Origin of the sequence: Candidatus Scalindua japonica (genome assembly GCF_002443295.1) — a bacterium.
GTDB classification, from domain to species: Bacteria; Planctomycetota; Brocadiia; order Brocadiales; family Scalinduaceae; genus Scalindua; species Scalindua japonica.
In genome coordinates, this window is record NZ_BAOS01000004.1 from 243,441 (window position 1) to 262,795 (window position 19,355).

A 19,355-nucleotide genomic window follows, 5' to 3' on the forward strand; every position below is an offset into this window, starting at 1 on the left:
GCGCTTTAAACTTAGTTACAGTTACATCACATTATATCATACATTTAGGTTGACAATTCTAAATAAAAGCGTTATATAATCCACTTATGTAATATTGGTTCATTTTGAAAGTCTTTGTTTTTAATATAATATAGAATAAGCAGGAAATTCTTAAAATGTCTTTAACAAAAAAAATTGTCACTACATGTGTTCTAATATGCGTGGTAATGACATTACAGTCATGCGGTGCTAAACGTTCTCCAATTGAGCAGATATCTGCAAACTTGAAAAACACACCCGAATATTCAATTATTCTTGAAGATATGGAGATTAGAGGAAGCGTTTTTAAACAATATTATCATAAATACAAGGTGATCATTAAAGATAATATTCAGTACACCGGTTTTACCCGGGTATCAGAACCTTATTACCGGAATAACGAGAACTATCTTGGAATGTCTCTATTGTCTAAAACAGAAGATGGTTATATAAAGACACCTTCCCCACCAGGCTATCAATATATAGGAGATAGCAGATATGGTGAGTGGAAACAGGACAGGTCTGGTAATTCATTCTGGGCATTTTATGGACAATACATGTTTATGTCTCATATGTTCGGTATGGTTAATAGACCTGTATATCGAAGTGATTACAGCGCTTACACTGATTATCGAAAAAAAAACAGACCATATTATGGCAGTAAAAACCAGTACGGTACAAATGGAACAGTAACAAAACAGACACACAAGAGCTTCTTCCAGAGGAAGATGGCAAGGCAGAAGATGGCAAAACAGAGTTTCTCACAAAAAGTGAAACAGAGAGCTGGCAGGAGCCAGAGTCCATTCCGTGGTAGAGGAGGAGGGTTCGGAAAATAATGCATTTTGATAATTTAATCTCAGCTATTATCTATCTGGTATGTTGCTATTTCCTGTTCTGGTTAGGAAAACTTGCTTATGATACGATTCATAGAGACGTCAATGTGAAAGATGAGCTGGTTAAGAAGGACAATTGTGCGTTTGCACTCTCCCTGGTTGGCTATTATCTTGGTTTAGTATTTGCGATAGGCGGCGTTGTAGTTGGTGAATCAGCTGGTATGCTAGCTGATCTTATAGACATATTCATATACGGACCAATCGCAATCATACTGCTGAACATATCGACATTCATAAACGACAAGGTAATTCTGTATCAGTTCAACAACAAGAAAGAGATAATAGGTGACCAGAATACGGGAACAGGAGCTGTCGAGTTGGCTATCTATTTAGCTACAGGCATGATAATATTCGGCTCTATCTCAGGTGAAGGCGGCGGAATAGTTACACTTCTGGCTTTCTGGGCTATTGGTCAGGTATCTTTCATAATCACCGGCTATGTTTATAACCTTATTACACCTTATTGCATTCACGAAGAAATTGAAAAAGATAATGCGGCTGCCGGAGTCTGTTACGCCGGTGCTATTGTTGGAATTGCAAACATTGTTCGACATGCGATAGGTGAAGACTTTACCAGCTGGGGTGATAGTCTGCTTACTCTCGGATGCTTCTTTGGTTTTGGCATCGCCCTTTTACCTCTGATACGTCTGTTTACGGATAAAGTCCTTCTGCCGGGAGCAAAACTAACTGATGAAATCGTTAATCAGGAAAAACCAAATCTTGGTGCAGCCTTTATTTCAGCCTTCTCTTATATAGGTTCATCATTCCTTATAACCTGGTGCTTATAACAGTGTACTGTTTGTAATAACTACCTGAAATACCCCTGCACATTCAAGGATATTTTCTCAATTGAAAGTATAGTTATTACTAAAATCGGTGTTTAATACATCTTGTACCAATTTTTCAAATTCAAAAAATAAATCTTCAATTATCTGTCATCCATGCCAAATCCACATTTAGCAAGCCAAAGCAGAATTCTCAAAATATGTATTTTTGCCACAGGCTGTGCGGGCATTGTAGCCGAATTTGTACTCTCCACTCTAGCGAGTTATCTTCTCGGAAATCCTATACTCCAATGGACGATATTGATGTCTCTGATGCTTTTCGCAATGGGCGTAGGATGTCGTATCAGTAAATACATACTGAATAACCTGCTTGACAAATTTATTTTTCTGGAATTCTCCCTCTCCATCCTATGTGGTGTTTCAGTAGCGCTATGCTATTGGACTTCTACATTCACCAAGAGTACAGGCCTGTTTATCTATGCATTCAGTATATTAATCGGTTTGCTGATTGGTGCGGAGATACCTCTGGTAACCCGTATGAACGGATCGTATGAAGAGCTCAGGGTCAACATATCATCCGTTATGGAGAAAGACTATTATGGCGCCCTGGTCGGTGGCATCCTGTTCGCTTTCTTCGCGTTGCCATATTTTGGCCTTACCTACACACCTATCGCCCTTGGGATAATCAATTTTCTGGTAGCGTCAATACTATTCTGGAGATTCAAACATCTGCTGCACTACAAGAAGACCATAAAAATTTCATTCTGGTCTATTACATCATTTTTTCTGATATTCATTTTTGTAGTCAAACCGATTATACTTTTCAGTGAACAGAAAAAATATAAGGATCGCATAATCTTTGAACAGCAGACGACATACCAGAAGATTGTCATAACACAATGGAAGGATAAGTACTGGCTTTTTATTAATGGAAATGAACAGTTTTCAACATTTGATGAAGAGAAATATCACGAACCACTTATTCACCCGGCAATGTCCCTTTCCGAACAGAGTAAGAATATACTGGTACTGGGAGGCGGAGAAGGACTGGCGGTACGGGAGATCTTAAAATATAAGGACGTAGAGAAGGTAACGGTCGTTGACCTCGATCCGGTAATGACTGACCTGGCAAAATACAATCCCATCATCACAAAGATCAATCAGAACTCCATGGTTGACCCAAAGGTAAATATCTTAAACAAGGACGCCTTTACCTTTATAGAGGACAGTGAGGAGTTTTATGATGTTATATTCGTTGACCTGCCCGACCCAAATTCTGTAGCTCTCTCCCGACTCTATTCAAGAGAGTTCTATTCGCTCTGCCGACGGAGGCTCAATACATATGGCATAATCGTCACACAGGCATCCAGTCCGGTACACTCCCCGAATGCGTTCGTCTGTATCATAAAGACAATGGAATCGGCCGATTTTACCGTACTGCCCTATCATAACAACATTCCGACACTCGGCGAATGGGGCTGGTGCCTGGGAATGAAAAAAGGAGTTGTTTCAAATAAAGTGTTAAAGGAAAAGGTAATGGAAATTGAACTGCCTCCCCCCCCTACTAAATTCCTGAACAGAGATGCCATCATTTCAATGGCGCATTTTGGTAAAGGAATTCTGGAGCGAAAAGACAAACTGAAAGTAAACACTGTCCTTGACCCCATTTTAGTAAAATATTACAAAAAAGGTGCGTGGGATGTCTATTGATTGAAGAAACAGTCTCATTCCCTGCTTGCCCTTTTTTCCATGGATCTTTTTCTGTTTGTATAAAAATGGGAAGATGAGGATATCTTAACCAGTAGAATAAGAGCCGTTTTCTTCTCTGCCCCGTCCGGCTTTCTCCCGCCACCTTCTTCTTAAGTAGACCACTCCTAATCCCGCCAGGCCGATTCCAAGCATGACGATCGTTCCGGGTTCGGGCACGACTGCTGATTCGGCACTGGATACCATGATCTCACCGGTTGTGTAGAGCGACGATGTGTCCCAGGTATACATCAGACATATATCCGAAGAATAGGTCGGTGTGTTAATCACGTCAAATACCCCCGAAAGGGTTCCCCAGTCCAGTATATCAAACGTATCTCCGGCATTCGGTTTAAATCATCCAAACAGAGCTATATCAAGCGTCCCTCCCAGACTCATCGTCCCCGAAACGTCCAGGAGCGCTCTGATCCCGCGAGTAATCCACCAATCTCTATCTGGAGGATGCTGTCGATATCCTGTGAGTAATCGCCGGTAATCGATGTAACTCCGGGAGAATCCCCCGGGGCAAGCATGGCATCTGAAACTGAGAGGTCCCCCAGAAATGTATCCACGGCGAGCGTCCCGCCGGTGACATTGAAAGAACCACCGTTTGTATTATCAATCGTGGCAGCCTTCAGCATGCCGCCGCTGAGATTCACAACACCGGCATCCCAGAGTTTAAGGACAACGCTTAGCATGGCATCACCGTCTTCGGATATGTTCAGTGTACCGCTTCCCCTGAAGCAGAGACTGGGGATCCCTCCAAGGTAACTGTTACTGGCCCTCAGCGTGCCGCTGGACAGCGTATAGGTCCCACTGCTACCGGCTGCCTCACCAATATTCAGATCATTCGTTATCGTATGCGTACCGCCGCTCTGCGTAAATGCACCACCGCCTCCCCACAAGCCGCCGATGAACTCTTGTTCTGTCGACAAGCTTCCACCGTGGAGTCGGGCACACCATTATCCCAGTTCGCTGCAGTATTCCAATCACCTGACCCAGTATTTTGCCAGTTCGTAACTTGTGCCCTGGCAGATCCAACGGGTATGGCTGCCATGATAAGTATTAAAATGGTTGCAGTCATTATTCGATTCATATTAATCCCTCCTGATGACTTTTTTTTATTCAACGAATTGTCTGAAAATAGGGAAAATATCTTTTCTTGCCATTTTTCCCGCCAGTCTTTTGGCTGGCTGGATAGATCCTGATTTAAATTCAGGACCTCTGGGTGCGCAAAGTCCCCCCGACTGTGCCCCGTGCCGGTTTCGCGCGGGACAGTTGATTACTCTTGAGTACATATTTGTTAATATAAACAGAACGGATAAAAAATCAATACCACAATACTGTGTATGGCAAATACAGATTTTTTCCATAGAGGGGCAGGTAGAATCATCATAAGATGCATGTAAAGTTGAGGTTACTACGGATTGATTATCGTAAAAGGACTCTGTATACTGCAAAAAGTATTTCACGGAAATACCGGCGAGCTCACCGAGGAGTGAAGGAATAATTCCCGGAAAAGGAGACCTGTACACTCTTTTCTTCCTTTCCCGCGCATATCCCATTCGTAATTCCCGCAATCATCAAGCGGGAACCCAGCCATGTCTTAAAAAAATAGTCCTCATTTCACTGAACTCCCTGAGAAAGCCCGGGGCTTACTCTATGACACTGTACGGTTATGTTCAAACGAATATTACCCAGTTTCAGGTTCCACGCTAATGCGGCAATAACCATATATGCCCAATTACTTTTCAAATCTCTCACTGGCAACCTCATCGCGTTGATCTCTTTCACTAACCTACACCATAGTACCATCTTGTGAATCGGTCCAATACCTCCACAACTGATCGCTTTGACTTTTTCACCCATCTCATAATGTATATTGCTACCATTTAACATCGGTTGTTTTTGATCTTCCCATTGTATTCTCATCAAGCGACGTTCAAGTTTCTTTCTACGTTTTTCTGTATTACATTTGGGGGGGGGGCATCATTTTCGCGAATAAACTTGCGTAGTCCGCGACTCAGGCTCTTATTAGTACGGAATGATATTATCAGAGATTGGTCAGTTTTTTTTCGATTTTGCTCTACGTTTTTTGGTAGAAGGGGAATTAAACATCTTAAAGCCTTATTCACAGATTCCGAATTCTAAAAATATGGACGCATATCAGAGTAAAGAACCACTACGCCCTCTTTCGGTAATACCTCCTTAATAACACTTTTACCATTCTCCTTATGAATAGTAATTGTGCATCCATTTTGCATTAACCTATAATGCTTTCCACGCACTCCACTTTTAAAATCATATTCGGCACGCATATTGTTGTCCTCCTTCTTTACCATTTTAGGTTCAGCTTTCCTTATTATTGCATTGATTAAAAAGAACGGCTTTAAATATATAGCAGTCTCACACAAGAGAACGTATGATGATGCCCTCCATATAATTTGGAACTACATTTATCACAAACCCGGCAGAATATTTGTAAACTGATACTCCTCTACGTAGATACCCACAGCAGCTTCAAACTTATCTTCGCCCCACTGCTCTATGGTAAGTGTCTTCTCTTCTGATAGATCGTAGTAGTCCCAGTACAGGAACTCAATTCTCTCTTTTCCTCCCCCTTTACAGAAATAGCCACCACTGCCCTCATCTATGGTATACTCTACTCCCTCGTATTGGATCATATTCGGAGGATCATCATTTTCACGAATAAACTTACGTACCCCCTGGCCGAGGCTCTTGAATGATATCTTTTTTGCCAGAATCCACTCAGGCTCGTCATCATCCTCAAGCTCAAGATATGCAACGTCATTTCCGGATTTGAGTTCCCACTCATAGCTGATATCTCCATCGTCCCAGTCGTATGTATTGTATTCCGTAACTTCCCATGTCTTCATATCGTAATCGACAAGATATCCAACCTTGAGTTTAGACAAAACAAGATCCTTCAACGGATCTAACTCTTCCTTCTTATTTTTCTTACCAAACCAGCCCATATTAAATCCTTAAAAAAATACAAAAACATTTAACGCAGAGACGCAGATAAAACACTTGAAAATAATAAAAAATTTCACTTTTCACACTAAGACATGTATGGCAAAAAAAATAGAAATATTGAATCATTTGCTCCGACAAGATTTTGATCCAAAACTGATATAGCATCATACTTAGCAGAAATGAGGCAATCAACAATTTCAGTCGGTATATTCTCAACAATTTTGAATTTCAATGAATCACTCATACAGGTAATGATACAAATCGTTCTCCGGCTTATTCAGCAGCATATGAAATAGCAGCGTGGATATCGCCCTGTTTTAAAGATGGATAGCTCTTTAATATGCTTTCAGCACTTTCTCCATCAGCTAAATTATCCAATATTACTGAAACCATTACCCTTGCCCCCTTAATGCATGCTTTACCATGACACATTTGTGGGTCTACAGAAACCCGGTCTTTCCAATCCGCTATTAATTCACCTTTCAATTACTGTTCGTTATCACGCGGAGAGTGTAAACGAATTTAATAAAGGTGGATCCACGTAGCACAATCCACCCTGCCGCTAGGTTGTTTTTTCTTTATGACTTCGATACTTCGTGTGAGATATTTTTTCTCCGCGCTCTCTGCGGCCCTGCATGAGACTGTTTATTTCTGTTCCAACAAACCCATCTTCGCCTTCAGTGCCAGGAGCTGGTCACTTGGAGCGCTTAATTGATTTCCGCCCAACGCGGCATTGATTTCGTCATCAACACTCGTCTCTGCGGATGCAATTTCACCATAGGATTGTGCAAGGGATTCATCCTCTTCTACCTTTGCCTTCATTTTCTCCAGCATTGAAATAGTACCTGAAGAGTCAACCCTCGCAACCTGTTCATTAATTTTTCTAGTTGCCGCAGCGGTCTTGGCCCGTGCCCTGAGTGTAACAAGTTCATTTTCATAAGAAGATACAGTTGATCTCAATTTAGACACATTTGCCTGTAGCTGTGAGGCCATTCTATCCTGCTGTTCCCAGTTTTGCATCAGGCTGACTGCCTTTTGACTGCAATCCTCTTTCCTGCTCAAGGCTTCTGTTGCCAGTCGTTCTGCCTGTGCCGCATCTATCCCGCCACTCTGCATCTTCTGAAGCAGCATCATGGCCTTACGCTCATAATCAGCCGCCAACCTCTTATTGTCCTCAGCTTCCTTCTTTAAGCGAATGGCAACGCCTTTAACCTCTGCGAGACTTTTCATGGTCCCCTGGAGGTCTTTCTTCAAGTCTCTTATTCCCTGTTCAGTCATTTTGATAGGATCTTCAAATTTATCCATCGCGCTATGCGCATGGGACTGTCCCACCTTAAACATACGCTGAAAAATACTTGCCATGATATCACTCCTTCATAATTATAAATTATCTTAAATTAATAATATTATGCTTTATCTATTCCTGGCTTTTACTAAACTCAATAAGCTCACCTGCATACTCCGCCAGTGCAATACTCAATGCGTTAATAGAACCTTCAAGTTCATTCTTGTCCAGATTTTCCAGCTGTAAGGTATCCCTGAAAATGACCTTTGCCCCTTCTTCATCGAGTACAAACGCACCATGTACCAATGTCCTATTCATCTGGAGAAGTCGTTTGAAAAAACCCTCTGTATTTTTCGGAACATCCATAATCACCTGTTCCAGAACTAAAACAGGGTCCTCGCAATCAATGATGAGGTTCTTGAGACCTTTCTCCTCATCATCTATAATAACCATCTCCTCTCCGGCATCCTCACTTGAGATTGCAAACTCTAACTCATCTAAATAAGCTTTCACCTTTTGCAGATTTTCAGACATCTCATTTCTCCTATTTCAAATTTATATAATTTATTATTAATTCCATACACCGTATAGACGTAAAGCCCCGCTAACTGTGGTAAAGAAAACTTTTTTCTGTTCTAATGCTGTCGGTTGCATGCAGAGCATAGATACAGGTTGTCTAAATTGTTATTCTTTGCGCTCTTTGCGATGAACTCTTGTTTTTACTTACCAAGTTGCGGACGTTCCTGTGCTATTAATACCAATTCATCCCCGGTTTTAATAGTATAATCCATGGGAGGATTAGCCACCAATTTATTATTTTTTCCAGAATCTATTGCGAGTATAATAGCGTTATAATCTTCTTTTAAAATTTTCAGTATATCAATAAACTTCATATCCATAAAACTTTCCGGAGGTTTTACTTTATATAATTCGTTGCCATAACGATTACTGACAAGTTCGGTAATTATCTTGGTTATACCATGGTCCAGGGCAGCCTGAGCCAGCAGATTACCACTCAACTCACCTATAACAATTATCTCATCTGCACCTGCCAGTTTTCCATGCTGCATATTCCTTGCGTCAGAGATCTCCACACATATATAAACATCTTGATTTAACTTCCGTATGGTAAGAGTGTTTAGAACGACTTTTGCGTCTCTCGAATACGAATCAAGACTTTCATCTGTGAGGATCATTACAACTGATGCACCCCGAAGATTGGCCTTCGTCATAATATCAGCATCAACTTCACCATTGATAAAAAAAGTATTCTCATCATCAAGTGGTTTCTCTGGAATATCCGCAACTATAACTATTGGTTTGTTTTTAATCTTCTTGTCTGCACGTAATTCGGCAATAATCTCTTTTGCCTTATAACTCCACCCACAAATAATGAAATGGTCATTGACCTTTACATCCATAACACCCTTACCTTCCTTAAGTCTTGTTTCAACAAAGGCACTGGCAATCGTTGCCGTAAACATGCCCAGCAATCCTATGCCAAATACCATAACAATAACTCCAACTATCCTTCCTCCTACTGTTGATGGGGCTATGTCACCGTAGCCAACCGTCGTAATCGTCACAAAACTCCACCAGAATGCATCTACAATATGAGGAGTCTTTTCAAAATAATGGAGGCCAACTGCACCAAGAAACAAAATTGCAATTGTTAAGAGGAACAGTCTGGTGATCTTGTTTCGGATTAATTGAGTTAATATATTTATCATGGTATCTACTATTTAGCAATTGTAATTAAATATATTACTTATGGTATGGGTTTTTCGAATGCAAACTTCTCTTAGTGCTATGTGTCAGACACAACCCTTATAGCGGCATAGAATTATGTAATTCAGCGAATAATGTGACATTTATCACTTACCTTCTAACATCACATAAAATGATTGCCAAGTTCTACATTGGTGAGATCATGTTTGTATCAGTCTTGAAGGAGTGAGACATACAATAGAATTCTATTTATCTATTAATAGAATGACCTGTTAATCAGGACTCTAACCTTACCAGTCAAGAGGCTGTAGTGATTTATCAGTAACAAATTTTGTAACGAGGCTAAGCAGCCATGTATGCTTGTTTATTTCAAACTCTTTCCTGGACACCTTTGCTTTAACAAGAGCCATTTCTGACGCTTTATGGAATTCTACAGACTTGACAGCAACATAATTTATATCAACATTAACAATTCCTCGTGCACCAAAATTACCAAAAAGATCGACACCGTCAAAATCATATGCTTCCACATTTTCCCCCTTTTTCCTCAGTTTAAAAGAGAATGCTCCGTAAAAAACCAGCGCCTGTGCCTCCTGTTCCATTCCAACTTTTGATATTCCATAGCCATCACCAAAATTCAAACCAAGCTCAACCCTATCGCTGCTGAATGAAACTTTGTAGAACGGTTTTTTTCTATTTTTTCTGGACAGGTAAACATTAGAAATATTTTGTGGGAATTCTTTATCTGTGAAAACTCTACTTGAAATCAGAAGTTTGATAGTCAAATCTCGATCAATGGTGAACTCATCTTTTTCAATTGTCGCATAACTGGAAATATAATAAAGCATGGTATAAAACTGTTCAAGCTTGGACCGGAGAATAGACATATCAAAAAGTGCCATAAGCGCGCTGTCCATCTCTTCATTCCTCTGATCAAACAAATTTACATGTTCAGAATCAACAAGTGCATACACATCATTAAGTACCGTCTCAACACTAAAGTCTGTTGTTTCTAAAACCTGTTTAGTCCTATTTTCAAGGGCAAAAGCAGGACTTGTAAACAGGAGAATCATAGCTGCTAATAGTGAATTTTTGAACATTATTAACCTACCTTTATATATAACAAAAGCCGCCTGCGGTACAGACGTCTTAACTATAAAATTATCTTTCTTTAAATTTCGTACCTTTAACAATGAATTATATATATGAATTTTGAAAAACACAATAATATATTATCGGAAACATCTTATGAAATTTCAGTATTTATAATTAGAAAGGTTTTTGTCAACATACTCAATCCATGATTGTGCAATTAACGCGTGTCCTGCCGGTGTAGGATGTACGCCATCAGGCGCCCAATATTTCAGTGGGTGCAGTGAGCAGGACTCACGAAAGATTTTATCCAGTGGTAATAAGAGAGTACTGAATTCTTCTGAAAGTTTTTGTACTATTTCAATCTTAGGATTTAAATCATTTCTGTAAATATTATTATCTTCCAGCAGGAGAAATGGTTCACATAATATTATCCTGGAATCCATTGCTTTTGTTGTCCGGTTCAAGAGCGTTCGGTACTCTTTTTCAAACTGTACAGCCGGTGTGATCAGTGTATCATTTACGCCTATCAGAATAGATAATAGGTCAGGCTTAATGTCAATACAATCCCTTTCCCAACGGATATTAAGATCCCTTATTTTGTCACCACTGATCCCTTGATTTATGAACCTTATACTACATTGTGAATACCGGTCTGAAAGCGTTCGCGCTATCTGATTGGTGTATCCATCTCCAAGATCATCCGGATCATCTCTGTTTCTACCACAATCTGTAATACTGTCACCTTGAAAAAGTATTATGGCGTTCTTTTTAAATAAATTATCCATAGAATGTGAATTTTTCTTTATAAATCATGAGAGCTGTAAAGTAATGGTTTAAGTCTTGCAACCAGATTCTCAACAATATAATTTATCAGTTGAGAATTATCAATTTCAATTTTCATACAGAATTTTCTAAAGAATATGGTCAAAATACCGATAATACAGGATAGAAAAATATACTAAAGCTATGCTTGAAATTCGTGGCTTATTTAAAAAAATATCATCTAAAAAATATACAAATGATTGAAGAAAAACCAAAAACTCTTATTGAAGCTATTAAACAACGCATTAAATACTTGGAAGCTAACGATCCGGATAATGAAAACATTAAAGTACTTAAACGTCATATTTCAGATCTCGATTGGAAAATTTTACCTGGTTAGTATCTTCTTGAGAAATTCTTTTTAGTATCTCACTGGTTGCAGAATCTAATATAAGTGCCAGGAACAAGCATAATCGTGTCTCCATCACCGCCTGTGATACTATCAATATACGCTTTTAGCGTTTGGACACTTCCCGTAACACCTTGATCACCGTCCGATGATTCCACAAAGAACCGCATCAAACGATAAGAATCTCTCAGGACATGGTCTGTTATTTTCACACGAGAAACACTGCAAATCAACAAAGATAAATACAATAGATTAATTTCTTTCAGGTTTTTTTGTGATTTTTTTAACATTTTAACCTGGATTGTTGTTAAACAGGTAGTCTTGTTCAATAAACATATATAGCGAGTCAGAATATGAATTGGAGATCTGGCTTTGGGTTTGACCATTACTAATTACCATGATATATTGGCAAAATCATGATTTATAATCTTAAGGAGATTTTATGACAGGTGGAAAATTTGGGAAAATATTACTATATCTGATGATTGCAGGAATAGTTTTCGGTATAGCTATTGGTGGATTTTTTCCTGAAACTGGGGGGGCAATAGCATTTATAGGCGACTTCTTTATTGGATACCTGAAAATGCTTGTCGTTCCTTTAGTCATCACATCTATGATTGCAGGGGTTACCGGCCTGGGAGATATCAGGAAACTGGGAGGATTGGGAAGAAAGACTATACTTTATTATATGGTAACAACCAGCATCTCTGTCCTGATAGGGATTATTCTAGTAGTTATTATTGGCCCCGGAAAAGCTGATACGAAAGAAGAGCAACTCAGACTTCGTGGAGGTTTCAATTTTTCAGAGTTATTTTACACCATAGAGGGAAATGAGATTACATTCAAAAAAGGTCAGCTAACAAAAAAGTTTGATGAAAGGTATATGATCATCCTTAAAGACCAGAATGATATAAGAGGAAACATCAGAAGTAATAGTAATGAGAAAACAATTATTGTAAGCAATTGGGTTAAAGAGGACGAATCAAACCATAAACCCGTAAATGCAACCCCGTCGGCAAAAGGCAAGGGAGTTATCTTTGATTTATCACTGTCGAATAAAGTTATTGATAAACAGGGACAAACAATTGGTGAAACTTTGAAGGACGTGTTACTAGGTCTGGCCCCGAATAATATTGTCAGAGCTATGGCAGAGACTAAAATTCTTCCAATAATTGTTTTTTCTATGATATTTGGCGCTATCCTGACAACACTTGGCAAACAGGGAAAGCCTGTCATTGATTTTTTTATTGGTGCTAATGAAACAATTCTTAAATTTGTACAATTATTAATGCTTATAGCGCCTTTGGGGATTGCATGCTTAATAGCTGGAAAACTAGGCGCTGCGGGTGGAATAGAAAAGTTTGGGCTCGAATTCAAGAAAATTGCATATTATGCTGTTACTGTTATGGCCGGACTATTAATTCATGCAACTATTGTTCTTCCCCTGATCTTAAAATTCTTAGCAAAAAGAAATATTATAAATTATGCGAGAGGAATGAGTACCGCTCTTTTAACCGCATTAAGCACAGCATCAAGCTCTGCAACTCTCCCTGTCACAATAAAATGCACTGAAGACAATAACAAAATTTCTCCTAAAGCAGCTGGTTTTGTTTTACCTCTGGGAGCTACTATCAACATGGATGGAACTGCTTTATATGAAGCGGTTGCCGCGATCTTTATCGCACAATTATACGGTATTGATTTAGGCACGGGACATCTGTTTATAATATTCTTAACAGCTACCCTGGCCGCTATTGGCGCTGCCGGCATACCGGAAGCCGGACTGGTAACAATGGTAATAGTATTAGAAGCGGTAGGTTTGCCGATCGAAGGTATTTCCATGATACTCATGATTGACTGGTTTCTGGACAGATGCCGGACGACTATAAACGTTTGGGGAGATTCCATAGGAGCAGCATTTATTGACGCCGGTTTAGAATCTGAACATAAACTGAAAATGAGTACTACATAAATAAAGTTGTCAATGATAGGAATCAGGTCTTTACCCTTGACCTGACCCTGTTCTTATACTCTGTAATTCGTGCTAGCCCGGGCCTCTCCCGGGCTAGCGTACCGACCAATCAATCACTTATATGTAATTATCAACTGTGGATGGTTGGTAGAATTGCGATTTTCACCTGAGTAGTAACCGATGTTGTCATTAACACGATCGTCATTGTCATCCTGTTGGAAATAAACACGAAATTGGGTTTTGCCTGTCATGTTGATTGCTCCCTGACCTGCTAACCCCAATTCCGCAATCGACCAGCTGTCATTGCTTGCTGCATTGCTCAATGTCGCAGCACGTGACACTGAAGCCGCTGCTTCGAAATCACCATTCTGCAGTGACGTATTTCCGCTAAATCCACCAGTTGCTACATCCACTAGACATACACCATGAGTTCCAAATGGATTGGTACCAGATACCTTTCCCCTCCTTAAGCGCAAGGTGGCGGAAAGGACTTTTGCGCCATTCGGGATCACAGAAGTGTCGAAGGAGAGGATAGATTTATACTGGCGATCTTTCCTGTCATCTCCAGATCGTATAGAACGGCTTCCAGCGCCTGTACTGGATCTCTTGCCGCCCACATTACTATTTTCCGAGGATTCCAGTACCCAGCCATCCTCAGCACCGATAGAAGTAAGCGTGATTGTCGTTTCCCCTACCGGATTGACCGTAATCGTCACTGTACTCCTGGTACTAAGCTGACCATCGTAGCCCTTCAGTTGCAGCACATAAGTACCCTCTTCGCTGAAATCTGCAGTTGTGTCAACGGTACTTGTATCTGAAAATATTACTGTCCCGGGACCGCTCACTTTACTCCATGTAGTTGTCACTAATCCCGGTGGATTTGGCAATCCATCGTCCGTTACAGTACCATCAAGGACAGCACTGACGTGTAAGTCAATGACCTGATTAGATCCAGCATCCACATTTGGCGCCTGATTTACTCCCCCGATTACAGTAATATTTGTTGTTTCTGATCCTGAGTCACCACGATCATCTGTTACAGTAAGTGTTGATGCATAACTTCCGGCTATAGTGTATGTGTGTGTCGGTTGTAATGCAGTTGAGCTGCCACCGTCACCAAAATCCCAGGAATAAGCCACAACCATTCCATTTGGATTATCAGGATCATAGGACCCGGAACCGTCAAAGTTAACTACTAATGGTACAGAACCAGTGACAGGACCAGCCACTATCATTGCAACAGGAGCCTTGTTATCAACCGTAACGGTTACATTTGCACTGTCTGTCAGGCCGTCATTATCAGCTACAGTCAGAGTTGCCATGTAATTGCCAGGGGCATAGTATGTGTGCGTGGGGGTTATATCCAGGGAAGGACTACTACCGTCATCAAAATTCCATACGTAGCTTACAATGTTTCCGTCGGCGTCAAATGACTCATTGCCGTAAAAGTTTACAGTAAGCGGTGCAAAACCACTTACTGTGGGACCAGCGGTTGCCATGGCTACAGGAGGTTCCATACCACCTGGATCGGGAACATTTCCGCTTATCGTGTACTTACCCAAACTTGCGTAATCTGTATAACCTGTTACCAATGGGTCGCCTTTCCCGACACCCTTGAGCATGACAAAATATTCTCCCGCAGGCAAATCCAGTACATTAAATGACGCATTCAGGCTATTTGCCGGGTTAGAACTCCTGATCAAGTTTCCACTTCCATCATAGAGGCCCGCCTCAATATCCAGATTGGGACTTAGTGATGAAGGATCGATAGTAATCAATACATCTCCATTGCCACTCACAAAGCTGAATACGTCCACATCAGTTCTTTGTTCAATGAGACCTTTGCCACTTAGAGTAACCGTGGTACCGTCTGTTGTGCTATCAAGCGAAGTGGCGGTTATTACGCTATTTCCGTGATCGTCAACCATAAGTTGAAGACCATTGTTCTTGATGACCTGAATGTCGTCTTGTGTATTATTGGCATTTGCATATTCACCCTGGCTCCATTGCACTAATTCTCGATAGTATCCAACACCCATGATCGGGGCCCATCCTGTGACTCCACTTCCATGACCGCTGTAGTATGAAGAGCCATTAATTGTACCATCATGGCCTAAACCAAGATTGTGACCAGCTTCATGGGAAACAGCTTCTGCTAAATATTTTAGGCCCGTGTTGAAAACAAACGCCGTCTTAAAGTAATCTCCCACATAATCAAAGACACCCACATACGCAAATCCACCACAACCACAACCTGCAAAATCATCAACCGTCATCACAACTCGCGTTCCGTATCTTTCATCACCGTTATCACTTCGTGTAATTGCATCTTGACCAGGGTCCTCTGTCGTAACATCCACATCAAATGGTGCATAATCTTCAGCAACCAGCAGCCACGCACTCTGGATGAGATCCATCTCAGCGTTGCTAAACGTTGACGTATCACCATTTATATCATATGGTTTAGCAACAATAGTATCTCCATAACTGAGATTCCAGGCAGTGCCCGAAAGTGTGTGTCCATTAAAGTCCAGATAAATGACGCGTTTAGAGCCAGGCTTACTGTGAAGTTTAAAGGTTTTATCATAAGAAAAAGACTGTTCGGCAAGTGGAGCAGAATATTCCTCAACTGTAAGTTCTGGTTTTTCTTCAATGAATAATAATCTACCATTTTTATCTATCCTTGCAGTATGATCTTGACGCATCATGGTAGAAAATTGCTCAGGTGTCATTCCATACCAGGCAGCCACTTCCGGCAGTTTATGTGCCAGTACTTCAATGGCACGTTCGCCTTTGGTATTTTCCGGTATAGAAATAATCGGAAACGTCGATTTGCCTTGAGGTGCTGAAAATACTGAAGTGCTCCCCAACCCAGTCATTATAACCAGGGCAATCACAAAAAGAGAGCCAGACAACACCGCTTTCAATTCAATGTACCTTTCATGTGCTTGAGATCTTTGCTGCAATTCTTGTTGGGATACGTCCATATACATGAAAACTCCTGTAATAATTTGAAATAAATAAAGATAAAATTAAACCCCTGGACCGCTCCTGATAAATACATATTTGTGTCCTCTAAATCATGTAATAATTTTGAAAATTTTGCATTGATAATTGCATAAATTTGTAGAAAATCAGAACACCAAACCGTATCAAATTGGAACATCAGTACTTACTCTTAAGAGTAAAATACTTATAACAACAGTTTTAGATTACGTTCTTAAACTACGAGCAATGTGTGTGCCAAAGCTTAAGAGGTCGATGGTCTAAATTCCGTACTGAAATTCCTAGGGCAACAATTATAGCAGCTTCAGAAAACCTGATCTCATGTTAAATGAAAAACTGTCCTGTCGCTATTTACCAAGGGAACGGTTATGTTTGCGTGGAATCTAAGATTATTGAATAGACGATCAACAGGGGCAGTCATTTTTTGTTATCAGTACTCCATTCACTACAAGGTTGGTTGATATTTTAAGGAGCGAAATTGTGCCTCGCTTGTTGAAGGATGTTCGACAACAACACACAGAGGAAGAGATGGTGTCAGGAAAACCTGGCAGAAAACTTAGACAATGTTTTATCCTGGGTATACGCTTTACCTCTTTCTGAAGAACAATGAAATACTAACGAACGATATAAAAATAGCAAGATCCACAGGTGTACAGCTAATTTTTCAGACTACTTTGTATATTCTTTGCGTCTTTAGCTGTGATACTCTTAACCTTCGCCAGGTCATCTAATGAAGCTTCTCGAATGTTCCGTAAATCGCCAAAATATTTAAACAGGTTTTTCTTCTTAACCTGTCCGATACCGACAATTTTATCAAGTGGTGATTTGTAGTACTGCTCTTTCCTCAGCTTCTTATGATAAGCAATTGCAAAACGGTGAGCCTCATCACGAATGTTTACCAGAAGTTTTAACTCGCAAGAGTCCTGATCCAGCACAATCGAACCCTCATTATCGCATACAAAAATGCGCTCATCCAGCTTCTGATCTGGCCCGTCTCGTTCTGCCGCTTTCTTCCTTCCCTTTGCAAGCGCTATTACATCTACCCTGTCAACACCAAGCTCGTCAAATACCCTTCTGGCTATTCCCAGTTGACCCTTCCCACCATCAATAACCGTAAGGTCCGGAAAATCATCCTCTTTGAATGCCCTTGTATACCTTCTCGTCAACACTTCATACATCATTGCGTAATCATCAGATTGTGATACAGATCTAATCTTGTATCTCTTGTATTTACTCTTTACAGGAACACCATTTTCAAAAGCAGTCATTGATCCGACTGCCTGTTTTCCACCGATATTTGATATATCAAAGCATTCCATCCTTTTCGGTATGTTTGCCAGGCCAAGTTTTTTCTTTAATGAAGCCAGTGCCGATTCGATACCATCACTTGAATCTTCACGAATTTTAAACGCATTTTCAGCATTCTTTGTTGCCATTTCAAGTAATTTATGCTTCTCTCCCCTTTTCGGGCATATTACCCTTATCTTGTGTCCCTTTTTCTCACTTAACAGTTCTTCCAGAACTTCTTTATCTTCACTCTCGACCGGCATCAAAATTTCGTCAGGAATGAATCTTGTTCTGATATAAAATTGTTTAAGAAACGAACAGAAAACGTTACTTAATGTATCGTTAATAGTTGAAAACCTGTATGACGCAACATCCTCCAAATTACCGTTTCGTATAAACATTGCCTGTATCTGTATGCTGTTCCCCTTACCAAAGTATCCAAATACATCTCTATCTACAAACTTAAGTGTGCTGATCTTCTGGCTCTCAACTGTCTTTTCTATGGCATAAATACGGTCCCTGAATTTTGCAGCTTTTTCGTACTTCAATGCGGCAGATGCATCAGTCATTTTCTTTTTTAATACTTTTGACAACTCAGCATTTTTACCTTTCAGTACCAGAATAATCTCATTTATCAACTCTTTGTACGCTGCTTCGTCCACCATGTCACAACACGGCGCCAAACATTTTCCTATCTGATGATAGAGACATGGTCTTACTCTGCTTTTAAAGACATTATGTGAACATTTTCTGATTGGAAATAAACTATTAACATACCTCAATGTTTCTCGAACTGCTCTTGAGGAAGAGTATGGTCCAAAATAGAGAATATTATTTTTTTTAACCCCTTTCCTTTATCTGCTGGAGAGTCTATCTGTCTTACAATAACCGGATAGGGAAACTTCTGGTCCATATCAAGTTTTATGGACACAAACGTCTTGTCATCTCTGAGATTTACGTTAAACCTTGGTTTAAATTGCTTGATCAGGTTGTTTTCAAGTATGAGGGCCTCTTTCTCAGTGTCAGTTAAAACAAAGTCAATATCAGCAATTCTATTTACAAGAAACTTTATAAACAACCGTTCATCACCTGAACTCTGAAAATAGCTCCTTACACGGTTTCTAAGAACCTTTGCCTTGCCAACATAAATGACTTCTCCTCTAACATCCTTCATCATGTATACCCCGGTTCCGGTAGGAATCGTCTTCAGTTTTGTTAATAGTTTACTGTTTTCAATCTTAATCATTTTAAAAAATAGTTAAATATTAAATAATCTGGCATCTGTATATAACAAATTATCGAGGTACATCCCGGGAAGAACTAATGTATAAAAACTATACAATGTGATGCTTGCGCTCAGAAATTGTATTTG

At 40.1% G+C, this 19,355-nt stretch carries 22 protein-coding genes; 6 read left to right on the top strand and 16 right to left on the bottom strand.

Annotated features, from left to right (window positions below):
• The first annotated feature begins 155 nt into the window (after window positions 1–155).
• From SCALIN_RS03350 to SCALIN_RS03360, 3 genes are all read left to right on the top strand, one after another.
• The gene (locus SCALIN_RS03350; RefSeq protein WP_096892844.1) at window positions 156–854 is read left to right on the top strand and encodes a hypothetical protein; all 699 of its coding nucleotides are present in this window, start codon (window positions 156–158) and stop codon (window positions 852–854) included.
• On the top strand, window positions 854–1,699 hold the full coding sequence (locus tag SCALIN_RS03355) for a DUF350 domain-containing protein (RefSeq protein ID WP_096892845.1): 846 nt from the start codon (window positions 854–856) through the stop codon (window positions 1,697–1,699). The genes SCALIN_RS03350 and SCALIN_RS03355 overlap by 1 nt, the downstream gene beginning before the upstream one ends.
• A 153-nt stretch (window positions 1,700–1,852) precedes the next feature.
• Window positions 1,853–3,406, top strand: coding sequence for a polyamine aminopropyltransferase (locus SCALIN_RS03360; RefSeq protein ID WP_096892846.1), 1,554 nt, complete (start codon window positions 1,853–1,855; stop codon window positions 3,404–3,406).
• Window positions 3,407–3,490: 84 nt separating this feature from the next.
• On the opposite strand, the gene SCALIN_RS22540 is transcribed toward SCALIN_RS03360, so the two are convergent.
• From SCALIN_RS22540 to SCALIN_RS03420, 12 genes are all read right to left on the bottom strand, one after another.
• Window positions 3,491–3,622, bottom strand: coding sequence for a PEP-CTERM sorting domain-containing protein (locus SCALIN_RS22540; protein ID WP_203415325.1), 132 nt, complete (start codon window positions 3,620–3,622; stop codon window positions 3,491–3,493).
• Window positions 3,623–3,837: 215 nt separating this feature from the next.
• Window positions 3,838–4,377, bottom strand: a complete 540-nt coding sequence (locus tag SCALIN_RS03370; protein WP_133111637.1) for a hypothetical protein — start codon at window positions 4,375–4,377, stop codon at window positions 3,838–3,840.
• A gap of 186 nt (window positions 4,378–4,563) precedes the next feature.
• Entirely contained in the window at window positions 4,564–5,007 is a 444-nt protein-coding gene (locus SCALIN_RS03375) for a hypothetical protein (protein WP_096892849.1), read from the bottom strand.
• A 61-nt stretch (window positions 5,008–5,068) separates the two neighbouring features.
• Window positions 5,069–5,341, bottom strand: coding sequence for a hypothetical protein (locus tag SCALIN_RS03380; RefSeq protein WP_162532127.1), 273 nt, complete (start codon window positions 5,339–5,341; stop codon window positions 5,069–5,071).
• 248 nt (window positions 5,342–5,589) lie between these two features.
• Window positions 5,590–5,784, bottom strand: coding sequence for a hypothetical protein (locus tag SCALIN_RS03385; RefSeq protein WP_133111639.1), 195 nt, complete (start codon window positions 5,782–5,784; stop codon window positions 5,590–5,592).
• Window positions 5,785–5,901: 117 nt separating this feature from the next.
• Window positions 5,902–6,438 (bottom strand): DUF4178 domain-containing protein, encoded by a 537-nt coding sequence (locus SCALIN_RS03390; protein ID WP_096892852.1) that lies wholly within the window; start codon window positions 6,436–6,438, stop codon window positions 5,902–5,904.
• 274 nt (window positions 6,439–6,712) lie between these two features.
• Window positions 6,713–6,925: a DUF433 domain-containing protein gene (locus tag SCALIN_RS03395; RefSeq protein ID WP_230406547.1), complete on the bottom strand. Its 213-nt coding sequence runs from the start codon at window positions 6,923–6,925 to the stop codon at window positions 6,713–6,715.
• Between the two features lie 159 nt (window positions 6,926–7,084).
• Window positions 7,085–7,801: a PspA/IM30 family protein gene (locus SCALIN_RS03400; RefSeq protein WP_096892853.1), complete on the bottom strand. Its 717-nt coding sequence runs from the start codon at window positions 7,799–7,801 to the stop codon at window positions 7,085–7,087.
• Window positions 7,802–7,856: 55 nt separating this feature from the next.
• Window positions 7,857–8,258 carry a YbjN domain-containing protein gene (locus tag SCALIN_RS03405; protein WP_096892854.1) on the bottom strand — a complete coding sequence of 134 codons (402 nt, stop codon included), beginning with the start codon at window positions 8,256–8,258 and terminating at the stop codon, window positions 7,857–7,859.
• Window positions 8,259–8,443: 185 nt separating this feature from the next.
• Window positions 8,444–9,454 carry a potassium channel family protein gene (locus SCALIN_RS03410; protein ID WP_096892855.1) on the bottom strand — a complete coding sequence of 337 codons (1,011 nt, stop codon included), beginning with the start codon at window positions 9,452–9,454 and terminating at the stop codon, window positions 8,444–8,446.
• A 288-nt stretch (window positions 9,455–9,742) separates the two neighbouring features.
• On the bottom strand, window positions 9,743–10,552 hold the full coding sequence (locus tag SCALIN_RS03415) for a hypothetical protein (RefSeq protein WP_133111641.1): 810 nt from the start codon (window positions 10,550–10,552) through the stop codon (window positions 9,743–9,745).
• A gap of 156 nt (window positions 10,553–10,708) precedes the next feature.
• A complete protein-coding gene (locus SCALIN_RS03420) occupies window positions 10,709–11,332 on the bottom strand; it encodes an SGNH/GDSL hydrolase family protein (RefSeq protein ID WP_096892857.1) in 624 nt (207 codons plus the stop codon).
• A 233-nt stretch (window positions 11,333–11,565) separates the two neighbouring features.
• Here SCALIN_RS03420 and SCALIN_RS21930 point away from each other — a divergent pair, with 233 nt between their 5' ends.
• A complete protein-coding gene (locus SCALIN_RS21930) occupies window positions 11,566–11,709 on the top strand; it encodes a hypothetical protein (RefSeq protein ID WP_162532128.1) in 144 nt (47 codons plus the stop codon).
• A gap of 29 nt (window positions 11,710–11,738) precedes the next feature.
• On the opposite strand, the gene SCALIN_RS21565 is transcribed toward SCALIN_RS21930, so the two are convergent.
• The gene (locus SCALIN_RS21565; protein WP_133111643.1) at window positions 11,739–11,930 is read right to left on the bottom strand and encodes a hypothetical protein; all 192 of its coding nucleotides are present in this window, start codon (window positions 11,928–11,930) and stop codon (window positions 11,739–11,741) included.
• Between the two features lie 230 nt (window positions 11,931–12,160).
• Here SCALIN_RS21565 and SCALIN_RS03435 point away from each other — a divergent pair, with 230 nt between their 5' ends.
• Window positions 12,161–13,690, top strand: coding sequence for a dicarboxylate/amino acid:cation symporter (locus tag SCALIN_RS03435; protein ID WP_203415326.1), 1,530 nt, complete (start codon window positions 12,161–12,163; stop codon window positions 13,688–13,690).
• 113 nt (window positions 13,691–13,803) lie between these two features.
• On the opposite strand, the gene SCALIN_RS03440 is transcribed toward SCALIN_RS03435, so the two are convergent.
• Window positions 13,804–16,677, bottom strand: a complete 2,874-nt coding sequence (locus SCALIN_RS03440; RefSeq protein WP_162532129.1) for a PKD domain-containing protein — start codon at window positions 16,675–16,677, stop codon at window positions 13,804–13,806.
• A gap of 415 nt (window positions 16,678–17,092) precedes the next feature.
• On the opposite strand from SCALIN_RS03440, the gene SCALIN_RS23765 reads away from it, so the two are divergent.
• Complete coding sequence (locus tag SCALIN_RS23765) at window positions 17,093–17,296, top strand: putative transposase (protein ID WP_420885414.1); 204 nt, start codon at window positions 17,093–17,095, stop codon at window positions 17,294–17,296.
• 56 nt (window positions 17,297–17,352) lie between these two features.
• On the opposite strand, the gene uvrC is transcribed toward SCALIN_RS23765, so the two are convergent.
• Window positions 17,353–18,813, bottom strand: coding sequence for an excinuclease ABC subunit UvrC (gene uvrC / locus SCALIN_RS03445; RefSeq protein WP_096892861.1), 1,461 nt, complete (start codon window positions 18,811–18,813; stop codon window positions 17,353–17,355).
• Entirely contained in the window at window positions 18,762–19,229 is a 468-nt protein-coding gene (locus SCALIN_RS03450; protein WP_096892862.1) for a GIY-YIG nuclease family protein, read from the bottom strand. Before SCALIN_RS03450 ends, uvrC begins: the two co-directional genes overlap by 52 nt.
• Window positions 19,230–19,355 lie beyond the last annotated feature (126 nt).